Origin of the sequence: Paracoccus mangrovi (genome assembly GCF_042648425.1) — a bacterium.
GTDB classification, from domain to species: Bacteria; Pseudomonadota; Alphaproteobacteria; order Rhodobacterales; family Rhodobacteraceae; genus Paracoccus; species Paracoccus mangrovi.
In genome coordinates this window covers 144322-156653 of sequence record NZ_JBHRXJ010000005.1, presented here as the reverse complement: position 1 = coordinate 156653, position 12332 = coordinate 144322, and the positions used below count along the sequence as shown (strand labels likewise).

Sequence of the window (12332 nt, the reverse complement as noted above, 5' to 3'; positions counted from 1 at the left end):
TTTGCGCGACAATGAAACCGCGGCGAAAAAGGTGTCCTCATGTCCGGAAATGTCACGCAAAACACAACCAAGACCCCCGGATCCTATTCCCGTGTCATGCTGAAAATCTCGGGCGAGGCGCTGATGGGGGATCAGGGTTACGGCCTGCACCCGCCGACGGTCGCCCGAATCGCGCAAGAGGTCAAATCCGTCCACGACATGGGCATCGAGATCTGCATGGTCATCGGCGGCGGCAATATCTTTCGCGGCCTGCAGGGCAGCGCGCAGGGGATGGAACGCGCGACCGCCGACTATATGGGGATGCTGGCCACGGTGATGAACGCGCTTGGCATGCAGGCCGCGCTCGAGGCGCTGGGGATCCATACCCGGGTCATCAGCGCGATCCGCATGGACGAGGTCGCCGAGCCCTATATCCGCCGCCGCGCCGTGCGCCACCTTGAAAAGAAACGTGTGATCATCTTTGCCGCCGGCACCGGCAACCCCTATTTCACCACCGACACCGCCGCCACCCTGCGCGCCAACGAAATGAACTGTGAGGCGATCTTCAAGGGCACCAAGGTCGACGGCGTCTATGACAAGGATCCGGCCAAGCACAGCGACGCCAAACGCTATGACAACGTGACCTATGACGAGGTGCTGCAAAAGCATCTGGGGGTCATGGATGCCTCGGCCATCGCGCTGGCGCGGGACAACGATCTGCCCATCATCGTGTTTTCGCTGGATGAACCGGGCGGCTTCTGCGGAATTCTGGCGGGCAACGGAACATATACGCGGGTACATGGTTAAATTCCCCGCATAAGCTTTGCCATGACGCCATGGCTCGGCTACAAGCGCTAGAACAAATATCACAGAGGCCGTGACCGAGCATGTCCGACGAGACCGAAATCGACACCGACGATCTGGAGCGCCGCATGAAGGGCGCCATGGAGGCGCTGCGCCATGAATTCGCATCCCTGCGGACCGGCCGCGCCTCGGCCAGCATGGTCGAGCCGATCATGGTCGATGCCTATGGTTCGCCGACGCCGATCAACCAGATCGGCACCGTGAACGTGCCCGAACCGCGCATGGTGACGATCAACGTCTGGGACAAGGCGCTGGTCGGCAAGGCCGAAAAGGCGATCCGCGAATCGGGGCTGGGTATCAATCCCCAGCTGAACGGCACCATCATCATGCTGCCGATCCCGGAACTGAACGAGGAACGCCGCCGCGAGCTGACCCGTGTCGCCGCCCAATATGCCGAACATGCCCGCGTTGCGATCCGCAACGTGCGCCGCGACGGCATGGATCAGGTCAAGAAGGCCAAGAATTCTGGCATGTCCGAGGATGACCAGAAGTTCTGGGAAGGCGCGGTGCAGGAACTGACCGACAAGATGATCGCCGGGGTCGACCAGGCGCTAGAGGCCAAACAGGCCGAGATCATGCAGGTCTGATCCCATGGCCGAGGTCGCAGCCAACCTGATGGAGCCGGGCGGCCATCCCGCCCGCCCGCGCCATGTCGCCATCATCATGGATGGCAACGGCCGCTGGGCACAGGATCGGGGCTGGCCGCGCCTTGTCGGCCACCGCCGCGGCGCGGAACGCGTCAAACAGATCGTCCGCGCCTGTCCCGATCTGGGGGTGAACTGGCTGACCGTCTATGCCTTTTCGACCGAGAACTGGAAGCGCTCGACCGAAGAGGTTCTTGGTTTGATGGGCATTTTTGCCCGCTATATCGAACGCGAGGCCGATGGCATGTCGGCCGAAGGCGTGCGCATGCGCTTTATCGGCGGCCGCGACCGGCTCAGCGACAAGCTGCAACGCCTGATGGCGGGGATCGAGGCGCGCACCGCCGGCAATACCCGGCTGAATCTGACCGTGGCGATCAACTATGGCGGCCGGGACGAGCTGACGCGTGCCTCGGCACGACTGGCGGAACGCATGGCGCGGGGGGAAATCACCGCGCCGACCGAGGCCGATCTTGCCGCCTGTCTCGACACGGCCGGGCATCCCGATCCCGATCTGGTGATCCGCACCTCGGGCGAGACGCGGACCTCGAATTTCCTGCCATTTCAGGCGGCCTATTCGGAATATGAATTCACGCCGACGCTCTGGCCCGATTTCACCCCCGCCCATCTGGCGGAAATTCTGGATCGTTTCGGGCTGCGCGACCGGCGTTTCGGCGGCGCATGACGGGGTCCGACCCCAACCCGGACCCAGGATCCGGTCCAAGATCGGGCCACAGGTCAGGCCACAGATCGGGCCGGCTGCGCGACGCCATCCGGGGAAAGTGGGGCGATCTGCGCGAACGGCTCATGTCCGGCGCGGTGCTGGCGGTTGTCGGGCTTATCCTGTTGTTTTCATCGGGGATCTGGCTCAGGCTTGGGGTCAGCGCGGTCGTCGGCGTGATGATCTGGGAACTGGCGCGGCTGACCGCCTGGCGTCATCCCGAATTTCACCGCCCGCGCCATCCCGTGCTGATCGGTCTGCTTTCGGCGCTGGTCTTGCTGACGATCCTGCTTTTGCCGGGGGCGTTTGCGCCGTTTCTGGTGCTGGTGCCGGTCATTGTCGGCTGGCCGGGCACGCATAGTCATGAACGGCCGGCTTTCGTGCTCTTTACCCTTGCCATTCTTGGCGCCGGCTATGGGCTGGTCGCCATCCGCGAGGTGATGGGGCTGCCGACGCTGTTATGGATCGTGGGCACGGTGGTTCTGTCCGATGTGCTGGGCTATTTCGTCGGGCGCCGGCTGGGCGGCCCGCGTTTCTGGCCCTCGGTCAGTCCGAAAAAAACCTGGAGCGGCACGCTCGCCGGTTGGGCCGGTGCCTTTGTGCTGGCGCTCGGTCTGTGGCTGGGCGGGGCCGCGGGCTGGGGGGTGATCCTCACGGGGCCATTGCTGGCCTTTTCGGGCCAGTTGGGCGATATCGCCGAAAGCTGGCTCAAGCGGCGGGTGGGGGTCAAGGACAGTTCCGACCTGATCCCCGGGCATGGCGGCGCCATGGATCGCTTCGACGCCATGGCCGGCGCTTTGCTGGTGGCGTTTCTGCTGCTCTATGTGAACCTTTTGCCGGTGATCGGAGGCTAGGGGAATGCGCAGTATTTCTGTGCTGGGCGCGACCGGATCGGTCGGTGAAAGCGCATTTGATCTGTTGATGCGGGCCGGGGGGCCGGATGCCTATCGCACGGTCGCGCTGACCGGTGGCGCCAATATCGCACGGCTGGCGGAAATGGCCCGGTCGCTGCGCGCCGAAATCGCCGTCACCGCATGGCCCGACCGGCTGGACGAGCTGCGCGCCGCATTGGCCGGAACGGGGATCGAGGCCGCTGCCGGCACCGCCGCCATCGCCGAGGCCGCGGCCCGTCCCGCCGACTGGACGCTGTCCGCGATTGTCGGCGCGGCCGGCCTGCCACCGGGGCTTGCGGTGCTGGAACGCGGCGGCACGCTGGCGCTGGCCAATAAGGAAACCCTTGTCGCGGCGGGGCCGCTGGTCATGGCGCGGGCACGCGCGTATGGGGCCCGGATTCTACCCGTAGATTCCGAACATTCGGCGATATTTCAGTCGCTTGACGGAGAAACCCTCGATTCTGTCGAGCATGTGACCATCACCGCATCCGGGGGCGCGTTCCGTGACTGGCCGCTGGAACGTCTGGCGCAGGCGACCGTGGCCGAGGCGTCCCGTCATCCCAATTGGGACATGGGGCAACGCATCACCATCGACAGTGCCAGCATGTTCAACAAGGCGCTGGAAGTCATTGAGGCGCATGAATTCTTTGGCCTCGGGGTCGAGCGGCTGCGGGTGCTTGTGCATCCCCAGTCCATCATCCATGCCATGGTCACCCATCGCGATGGCGGCTCAATCGCGCATCTGGGCGCGCCCGATATGCGCCACGCCATCGGTTACGCGCTGAACTGGCCCGAACGCGCGGCGCTGCCGGTGCCGGCGCTGGATCTGGCGGCGCTTGGCAGTCTGACCTTTGCTTTGCCCGACGAGGTCCGTTGGCCGGCCCTGCGCCTTGCGCGCGAGGCGATCCTGAGCGGCGGCGCGGCGGGGGCGGTGCTGAACGCCGCCAAAGAACAGGCGCTCGATGATTTCATCGCCGGGCGCATCCGCTTTACCGAGATGGCGGCGGCGGTCGAGCATGCGCTTGAGCGCGCTGCCGGGCGGGACGGCTTTGGGCAAAGCCCCGCCGATCTGGCGGCGGTGCTGGAATGGGACGGATTCGCGCGGCAGGCCGCGGCGGCATGGCGGGGCGCGGCATGAACATGCTTGTGGAAAATCTGGGCGGGTTTCTGTGGACGGCGGCGGCCTTTGTGGTGGCGCTGTCGATCATCGTGGCCGTTCATGAATACGGCCATTACATCGTCGGCCGCTGGTCGGGGATCCGGGCCGAGGTGTTTTCGCTGGGCTTCGGTCCGCGTCTGTTTTCACGCCGCGACCGGCGCGGCACCTTGTGGCAGGTGGCGGCGATTCCGCTGGGCGGCTATGTGCGGTTTCTGGGCGACAGCAATGCCGCCAGCGCCGGTTCGGGTGCCGAGGTCGCGCCTGAACTGAGCCGTCAAAGCCTTGGCGGCGCGCCGCTCTGGGCGCGTTTTGCGACGGTCGCGGCGGGGCCGGTGTTCAATTTCGTGCTGTCGATTCTGGTCTTTGGTGGCATGGCGCTTTGGCAGGGCATGCCCGTGGCCGAGGTTCAGGTCGGCCGGCTGCATGCCACCCCGCCGGGCGTCGCGATGGAATTGCGGCCCGGCGATCAGGTGGTGGCGCTGGACGGACAGCCGATTGCCGGCTGGGCCGATCTGGGCCGCGTGGCAACCGATCTTGCGCGGCGCGAAAGCCATGACTGGACGGTGATGCGCGATGGCGCCCGGATCACGGTTCCGGGTCCCGATCCGATGCCGCCGCTGATCGCCGGGATCGCGCCGCGCAGCCCGGCGGCGGATGCGGGCCTGCAATCCGGCGATGTCATCCTGAGCGTCGATGGCAAGCCCGTGCGCCGCTTTGACGAGCTGCGCGAACATGTTGCCGGCGCGGCGGGGCGGCCGGTCCTGTTGTCGGTCTGGCGCGAGGGGGCGGGCACGGCCGATTATACGCTGGCCGCACGCGAACAGGATCTGCCGACGGCGACCGGCTATGAAAAGCGCTGGCTGATCGGCGTGACCGGCGGCGGCACCTATTTCGAGCCGGCGACGCGCGCCGCCGGTCCGCTCGAGGCGCTGGGAATCGGCGCCGCGCGGACCTGGGACATCATCGCCTCGTCGGTTTCCGGGCTCTGGGCGATGATCACCGGCCAGATCGGCACCTGCAATCTGGGCGGCGCGATCTCGATCGCGGAAACCACGGGCCAGGCGGCCTCGGCGGGCGGACAGAACTTTATCTGGTGGATCGCGGTGCTCTCGGCGGCGATCGGCTTTCTCAATCTGTTGCCGGTGCCGGTGCTGGATGGCGGGCATCTGATGTTTTACGCCTATGAGGCGGTGACGCGGCGCCCGCCCTCGGCGCGGGTGGTCGATATCCTGTCGGCGCTGGGGATGGCGGCGGTGCTGTCATTGATGATCTTTGGCCTCACCAACGATATTTTCTGCCCCTGACAGGGCGTTGCCTTTTGACAGTCCCGCCCGCTTCGCGGTATCCATCTGGGCAAATCCGGCGGGATCAACCGCCAAGACACGCATTATTCGCGAGGGGCGGCGATGACGGACAGGAAACTCGGCAAGGGCGCGCTGGCGCTGATTTCGGCGTTGGCGGTGGCGGCGCCGGTGGGCATGCTTCCGACCGTGGCGGCCGCCTATGTCTTCAACAATGTGCGGATCGAGGGCAATCAGCGGATCGAACCGCAGACGATCCTGTCCTATCTGGACCTGCCGCGCGGTCAGGATGTGTCGGGCGGGGCGCTGAACGACGCGCTGCAACGGTTGCAGAATTCGGGCCTGTTCGAGACGGTCGAACTGGTCCCCTCGGCCGGGACGCTGGTCGTGCGCATCCGCGAATTCCCTACCATCAACGTCATCAGCTTCGAGGGCAACAAGAAGCTCAAGGACGAGAACCTCGCCGAGATCGTCAAATCCAAATCCCGCCGCGTCTATTCGCCCGCCCAGGCCGAGGCGGACGCCGCCGCCATCAGCCAGATCTATGCCTCGGACGGGCGGCTGGCGGCCCGGGTCGATCCGCGCATCATCCGCCGCAGCGACAACCGCGTCGATCTTGTCTTTGAAATTCTGGAAGGCGACGTCACCGAAATCGAGCGCATCGGCTTTGTCGGCAACCGCGCCTTTTCGGACAAGCGGCTGCGCAACGTGCTGCAAACCAAGCAGGCGGGCATCCTGCGCACCTTTATCAAGCGCGACACCTTTGCGCCCGAACGCCTGTCGGTCGATGAAAAGCTGTTGACCGATTTCTATCGTTCGCGGGGCTATGCCGATTTCCGGGTGCAGGCGGTGGCCCCCGAAGTGGCGCGTGAACGCGACGCCTTTTACATCACCTTCAACATCTATGAAGGGCCGCGCTATACCTTTGGCAAGGTCGACACGGTCAGCGAAGTGCCCGGCGTCGATGCCGCCGAATTCAACGCCCAGAACCGGGTCAAAAAGGGCGGCGTCTATAACCCGACCGAAATCGACACCTCCATCCGCCGGATGGAGGCGCTGGCGATCCGCAAGGGCCTGAACTTCGTCAATATCGAGCCGCGCATCACCCGCAACGAGCGCAACCAGACGCTGGACCTGACCTTTGCGCTGACGCGCGGACAGCGCGTCTTTGTCGAGCGCATCGACATCGAGGGCAACACCACCACCCTCGACGAGGTGATCCGCCGTCAGTTTTCGACCGTCGAAGGCGACCCCTTCAACCCGCGTGAAATCCGCAATTCGGCGGAACGCCTGCGCGCGCTTGGCTATTTCGCCGATGTGCAGGCCGAAAGCCGTCAGGGTTCGTCGCCCGAACAGGTCATCGTCGACGTCAACGTCGAGGAACAGCCGACCGGCAGCCTGAGCTTTGGCGCAAGCTATGGCGTCGCGACCGGGGTCGGCTTTAACGTCGGACTGTCGGAAAAGAACTTCCTTGGCCGTGGTCAGCAGCTTGACCTGTCCTTCGCCACCGGCTCGGGCACCCAGTCGTCGGGCCTGACCTTTGTCGAGCCCTATTTCCTGGGCCGCAACCTCAAGGCGCGGGCGCAGGTCTGGTACAACACCACCGACCGGCTGAATTCCGAATATAACACCCGCACCGTCGGCCTGTTGACCGGGATCGAATTCCCGGTCTCGGAAAACGGCCGGCTTGAGCTGCGCTACAAGCTCAGCAAGGATACGCTTTACGGCGTCGAAGAGGATCACATCGATCCCGATACCGGCGAAGAGGTCGGGTCCTCGCCGATTCTCTTCAACGAACAGGGCGGCTATTTCACCTCGGCCCTTGGCTATACCTATAGCTATGACAGCCGCACCGCCGGTCTGGACCCGCTGACCAGCTATCGGTTGCGCTTCAGCCAGGATTTTGCCGGGGTCGGCGGCGATGTGAAATCGATCACCACCACGCTTTACACCGGCATCGAAAGCCGTGCCTGGCGCCCCAGCGTGACCATGCTGGCCGAATTCGAGGCGGGCGCCGTGCATATGCTGGGCAATGATACCAGCCGCCTGCTGGACCGCTTTACCGGCAATGGCAAGATTCGCGGCTTTGAACCCAACGGCTATGGTCCCCGCGACCTGCTGGCGCCGAACGAAGACGTGCTGGCGGGCAACTATTTCTGGGCGCTGCGGACGGAATTGCAGTTCCCGCTGGGCTTGCCCGAGGAATATGGCATCACCGGCGGTCTTTTCGCCGATGCCGGCTCGGTCTGGGGGCTGGACAATACCGTTGGCGCATTCGGAAACGAAGTCGATGACAGCATGAAGGTCCGGGCCTCGATCGGGGCCTCGGTGTTCTGGACGACGCCGATCGGGCCGCTGCGCTTCAACTTCTCGCATGCGCTGAAGAAAGAAGATTACGACGACGTTCAGAACTTTGACCTGACCATCTCGACCAAGTTCTGATGCAGAGCTGGCCGGGCATCGCGGGACTTGTGCTGGCGGCGGGGCTTTGGGCCGCGCCGCTTTCCGCACAGGTGCCCGGCGCCCCCCCGGCGACGCCCGAACCCGGGCCGCCCGCCGCCATCGGCACGACCGTCGTCGAGGCCCCGGCCGCATCCCGCAACCCGGATCTTGTGCTGCCGGTGATGACGCTGGATCAGGACGCGCTTTACCGGGGATCCGCCTGGGGGCTGCGCGTTCAGGCCGATCTGGAACGGCGCGGCCGCCAGATCGCCGATGAAAACGACCGTCTCGCGGAAGAGTTTTCGACCGAAGAACAAGAGCTGACCAAGCTGCGCCAGACCCTGCCGGCCGAGGAATTCCGCAAGCGCGCCGATGAATTCGACAAGCGTGTGGTCGAGGTCCGGCGCGAGCGCGAGGCCGCGCTGGTCGAATTGCAGACCAAGGCCGAGGAAGAGCGCACGGCCTTTTTCCGCGCCGCGCTGCCGTCCCTGACGGCGCTGATGCGGGAACGTGGCGCGCTGGCGATTCTGGATCAGCGGGCGATCTTTGTCGCCGCCGACAGCATCGACGCGACCGACGAATTGATCGCCCGGATCGATGCCGAGATCGGCGCCGGCCCGCAAGCGCCGCCCGGAACGGATCCTGCGACCGATGGCGGCGGTCAAGGCGCGCCAAACCCGGCGAATGCGCCGGCGGATCAAGGTGCGGCGAGCCCCGCCGAGCAGCCCCCCGTTCCGGCACCGCCGGCACAGGGGCAATAGCGCCCGCGCATCCCGAAAAGGACCGCGCCTAGCTCAGGCGGCGATCCAGATCGCCGAGCCGGCGGGTCAGCAGGTCAAAGAACCCCTTGGCGTCGATATCGCGGATGAAATTCGTGTTCGCCGGACGGCCGCTGACGCGCCACCAGTCGGCGACAGTCATGCCCAGCGTATATTCACCCTTGGTCTCGATCTCGACATTGATGTGACGGCCGGCGAAAAGCCCGGGCTCGATGAGCCAGGCAATGGTGCAGGGGTCATGCAGGGGGGCGCCCTCGCTGCCATATTTCTCGCGGTCGTAGCGTTCGAAGAAATCGGTCCAGCTGGCGACGGCCTGACCGATGCGGCCCATGGCGCGCATGCCCTCGACCCAGGATCGGCTGGTCAGCGCCTTGTGGGTCACGTCGAGCGGCATCATGGTCATGGGCGCGCCGCTGGCCAGAACGATCCGGGCGGCCTCGGGGTCGACATAGATGTTGAATTCGGCCGCGGGGGTGATGTTGCCGACCTCGAAATAGGCCCCGCCCATCAGCACGATGTCCTGCACGCGCGCAACGATGTCGGGTGCGCGCTGAAAGGCGGTGGCGATATTGGTCAGCGGGCCGATCGGCACCAGCGTCACGGTCCCGGCCGGTTCGCGGCGCAAGGTCTCGATCAGGAAATCGACGGCATGGCCGGGGGCCAGCGGCATCACCGGCTCGGGCAGGGTGACACCGTCGAGCCCGGTCTTGCCATGGACATGTTCGGCCGTGACCAGCGGCCGGGACAGCGGCGCGTCGCATCCCGCATGAACGGGCAGATCGGCACGGCCCGCCAGCTCGCAGATGGCGCGGGCATTCCGTTCGGTATGGGCCAGCGGCACGTTGCCGGCCACCACGCTGAGGCCAAGCACCTCAAGCTCGGGACTGGCCAGCGCCAGAAGGATGGCGACGGCATCGTCCTGTCCGGGATCGGTGTCGATGATGATCTTGCGCGACATGCTTATCTCCTGCGCGGGGTCATGCGCATCCGACAGGGAATCCGGACTGTGCACAAGATGCAAGCCGCTATTGGGCCAGCGGTTGCAGATGGGTGATGCCGGTGGCGGCGGCACGCGCCAGTTCGGGGTCAAGCGACATGCCGACATATTCGCCGCGCCGCCACAATTCGGCCATGTCGTCGTAATGGCGCGACAGCGGATGCCCCGATTGCCCGGTCGCGATCACGAAGACCGAGCTGTCGGGATCGGCCAGATCATAGACCCCGCGATAGGCCGCGCCGCTGACATTCAGCCAGGGATTGCGGCCAAAGCCCAGATAGCCGGCCGTCGCCACCGTCGAGGCCCCGCCCGAGGTCGATTGCAGCAGGTTTACGATATAGGACATGCCGCGCATATCCCCCAGCGCCGGATGCAGCTGTCGGGCATAATGCAGATCGCCCCAGCGCCAGCTGGCCAGATCGGGGCCAAAGCGGCTGGACAGGTCCAGAAGCGCGCGGTCCAGCGCCTGACGCGCGATCTGGGTACAGGTTTCCACCGGTGCGGACTGGCGGATGTCGCACCAGGCCGAGGCACCGCCGGTATTGCGATAGACGCGTTCGATGAAGCTGGGGAAAAGCTCGGTCAGGTCATCGGTCAGCGGCCCCAAATCGTCCTGGGCCAGACGTGTCTGAAGGGCGCGCATCCAGGCCGCATAGATCAGCGGCTCGGGCATGTGCTCGTTCATCGCGCCGTCCCAATTGGCCAGCAGCGCCAGCGCGTCCTGACGCATCCGCTCGGGCGTGCCCAGTGCCGCGGGCTCGTCCGTATACCAAAGATCGGCACCGACCAGCGGCAACAGGGCGCGGGCGGCGGGGCTGACGATATCGTTCTGGGCGGCGATGAAACTGTCGCGGGAATGCACCTCGCGCGAATTGATCAGATAGCGCAGGCGGTCCAGCCGGTAACGGTCGCCGCCGTCAAAGCCCAGCCCGGGCTGTGACGGGCTTTGCACGCCGTTGCTGGCCACGACGCCATGCGTCGGGGCAAGATCGGCGGTATCGGCGGCGACGGATTTGACCCCCTGCCAGCGGTTCGCCGGCAGCCAGCCGGGCGCGGGCATCCGGCCCAGCGTCTGATGCGCGGGATCGCGTTGCGGCACGGCGCCGGCCAGGACCTGCCCGACCCCCTGATCGTCGGCCAGAGTGACGATCAGCGCCGGCGCGACCAGATCGCCCAGCGATTGCGCCGCCGCGCGGCGGTCCTGCGCCCGCATCAGGCCGATCAGCGCCGACATGCTGCGGTCATCGCCCCGCCCGCCGGTCCAGGACAGCGCCGCGACATGACCCCCGGGCAGGATATTCGCCAGCCCCAGATGAAAGGCGGGAATGATCGGGCCGTTTTCGGTTTCGCGCAGGGTGATCTGGCGATCCTCGGCACCGCGCACATGCAGCGTTTCCCGGCTGGTGGCGAATTCGGTCCAGCCCGAGGCGCCGCGATAGCGGCCGGCATCGCCGGGCTGCACCTCTTCGATATAAAGGTCCTGATCGTCGATCTGCGCCGGGGTGACACCCCAAGCCAGACGCGTATTGCGCCCCGACAGGATCGCGGGAATGCCGGGAATGGTGCCGCCGATCACCCCGCCCGAGGCAAGCTCGATCCGCGCCAGATACCAAAGCCCCGGCGCGGTCAGCGCGAATTGCGGATCATTGGCCAGAAGCGCGCCCGCCGCCGCCGTCCGTTCCGAGGCGGCCGCGAAACCATTGGCCGACGCGCCCAGTGACGGCGACAGATACCCCGCCAGCGTCGTCGTCCAGTCCGGGCGTGGCACCGCGCGTTCCGAAGGGGCGACGGGTGCGCCGGGAAACAGCTCGGCATAGGCGGGCATCGCCGGTTCGCCCGGGGCCGCGACGACATCCTGACCGCGCGCCGGATCGGCCAGAGACAGCCTTGCCCGCAGCACCTCGCGCCGCATCTGCACCGTCGATGATGCCGCCAGCAATTTCAGGATCGCCAGCGAATCCGCCGGCTCCCAATAGGGGATCTCGTCGGGGTAAAGGAAAAACTCCGGCGCACCACGGCCGCGCGCGCCCAGATTGACCTGCTCGACCCAGGCGTTGACGCCATCGGCATAGGCGCGCAGGGCCTCGGCCGTGGCCGGATCCTGTGCCTCGACCGAGGCGCGGGCATTGCGGTAAAGCCCAAGCCGGCGGGCCAGATCGTCGGCGGGCAGCGCGCCGGGGCCATAGATTTCGGCCAGCCGGCCCTGAGCCGCGCGGCGCAGCACCGTCATCTGGAACAGCCGGTCCTGCGCATGGGCCAGTCCCAGCGCGAAAAACACGTCGCGGTCATTGGCGCCAAAGATATGGGGCACATCCTCGGTCGTGCGCACGATCTCGACCGGGGCGGCGATGCCGCCGATGCGAAAGCTGGCATCGTAATCGGGCAATGAGCGGATGGCAAAATACCAGGCCAGTGCGATCAATGCGACCGAAACCAGGATCAGCGCGACCGTCAGACGCACAAGCCAGCGGAAAATTGTCACCATGACTTAGGGCGCCGTCCCGATGCTTGAGCGCAGAGGCGGTTGACCCCTGCGGCAGGTGATGAAATTCATTG

Annotated in this window: 10 protein-coding genes; 8 read left to right on the top strand and 2 right to left on the bottom strand. The window is 65.9% G+C overall.

The window, feature by feature from the left end; genetic code table 11:
• Window positions 1-39 precede the first annotated feature (39 nt).
• The 8 genes from pyrH (at window position 40) to ACFOMH_RS09230 (ending at window position 8761) form a co-directional block, all read left to right on the top strand.
• The gene (gene pyrH / locus ACFOMH_RS09265) at window positions 40-786 is read left to right on the top strand and encodes a UMP kinase (protein WP_374425382.1); all 747 of its coding nucleotides are present in this window, start codon (window positions 40-42) and stop codon (window positions 784-786) included.
• An 80-nt stretch (window positions 787-866) separates the two neighbouring features.
• The gene (frr, locus tag ACFOMH_RS09260) at window positions 867-1430 is read left to right on the top strand and encodes a ribosome recycling factor (protein WP_374425383.1); all 564 of its coding nucleotides are present in this window, start codon (window positions 867-869) and stop codon (window positions 1428-1430) included.
• A 4-nt stretch (window positions 1431-1434) separates the two neighbouring features.
• On the top strand, window positions 1435-2169 hold the full coding sequence (uppS, locus tag ACFOMH_RS09255) for a polyprenyl diphosphate synthase (RefSeq protein ID WP_374425384.1): 735 nt from the start codon (window positions 1435-1437) through the stop codon (window positions 2167-2169).
• Between the two features lie 122 nt (window positions 2170-2291).
• A complete protein-coding gene (locus ACFOMH_RS09250) occupies window positions 2292-3059 on the top strand; it encodes a phosphatidate cytidylyltransferase (RefSeq protein ID WP_374425385.1) in 768 nt (255 codons plus the stop codon).
• Between the two features lie 4 nt (window positions 3060-3063).
• Entirely contained in the window at window positions 3064-4236 is a 1173-nt protein-coding gene (gene dxr, locus ACFOMH_RS09245; protein WP_374425386.1) for a 1-deoxy-D-xylulose-5-phosphate reductoisomerase, read from the top strand.
• Window positions 4233-5561 (top strand): RIP metalloprotease RseP, encoded by a 1329-nt coding sequence (rseP, locus tag ACFOMH_RS09240; RefSeq protein ID WP_377744077.1) that lies wholly within the window; start codon window positions 4233-4235, stop codon window positions 5559-5561. The genes dxr and rseP overlap by 4 nt, the downstream gene beginning before the upstream one ends.
• A 102-nt stretch (window positions 5562-5663) precedes the next feature.
• The gene (bamA, locus tag ACFOMH_RS09235; RefSeq protein WP_374425388.1) at window positions 5664-8000 is read left to right on the top strand and encodes an outer membrane protein assembly factor BamA; all 2337 of its coding nucleotides are present in this window, start codon (window positions 5664-5666) and stop codon (window positions 7998-8000) included.
• Window positions 8000-8761 (top strand): OmpH family outer membrane protein, encoded by a 762-nt coding sequence (locus tag ACFOMH_RS09230; RefSeq protein WP_377744075.1) that lies wholly within the window; start codon window positions 8000-8002, stop codon window positions 8759-8761. Before bamA ends, ACFOMH_RS09230 begins: the two co-directional genes overlap by 1 nt.
• A gap of 28 nt (window positions 8762-8789) precedes the next feature.
• Here the strand turns inward: ACFOMH_RS09230 and ACFOMH_RS09225 are convergent, their stop codons facing one another.
• Both ACFOMH_RS09225 and ACFOMH_RS09220 read right to left on the bottom strand, forming a co-directional pair.
• Window positions 8790-9737 carry a nucleoside hydrolase gene (locus ACFOMH_RS09225; protein ID WP_377744073.1) on the bottom strand — a complete coding sequence of 316 codons (948 nt, stop codon included), beginning with the start codon at window positions 9735-9737 and terminating at the stop codon, window positions 8790-8792.
• Between the two features lie 67 nt (window positions 9738-9804).
• Window positions 9805-12261: a penicillin acylase family protein gene (locus tag ACFOMH_RS09220; RefSeq protein WP_374425391.1), complete on the bottom strand. Its 2457-nt coding sequence runs from the start codon at window positions 12259-12261 to the stop codon at window positions 9805-9807.
• Window positions 12262-12332: the final 71 nt, after the last annotated feature.

Coding starts and splice junctions, on each gene's coding strand:
- dxr (WP_374425386.1), top strand. CDS start 3,064: ATGCGCAGTATTTCTGTGCTGGGCGCGACCGGATCGGTCGGTGAAAGC.
- frr (WP_374425383.1), top strand. CDS start 867: ATGTCCGACGAGACCGAAATCGACACCGACGATCTGGAGCGCCGCATG.
- bamA (WP_374425388.1), top strand. CDS start 5,664: ATGACGGACAGGAAACTCGGCAAGGGCGCGCTGGCGCTGATTTCGGCG.
- ACFOMH_RS09250 (WP_374425385.1), top strand. CDS start 2,292: ATGTCCGGCGCGGTGCTGGCGGTTGTCGGGCTTATCCTGTTGTTTTCA.
- ACFOMH_RS09230 (WP_377744075.1), top strand. CDS start 8,000: ATGCAGAGCTGGCCGGGCATCGCGGGACTTGTGCTGGCGGCGGGGCTT.
- uppS (WP_374425384.1), top strand. CDS start 1,435: ATGGCCGAGGTCGCAGCCAACCTGATGGAGCCGGGCGGCCATCCCGCC.
- ACFOMH_RS09225 (WP_377744073.1), bottom strand. CDS start 9,737: ATGTCGCGCAAGATCATCATCGACACCGATCCCGGACAGGACGATGCC.
- pyrH (WP_374425382.1), top strand. CDS start 40: ATGTCCGGAAATGTCACGCAAAACACAACCAAGACCCCCGGATCCTAT.
- ACFOMH_RS09220 (WP_374425391.1), bottom strand. CDS start 12,261: ATGGTGACAATTTTCCGCTGGCTTGTGCGTCTGACGGTCGCGCTGATC.
- rseP (WP_377744077.1), top strand. CDS start 4,233: ATGAACATGCTTGTGGAAAATCTGGGCGGGTTTCTGTGGACGGCGGCG.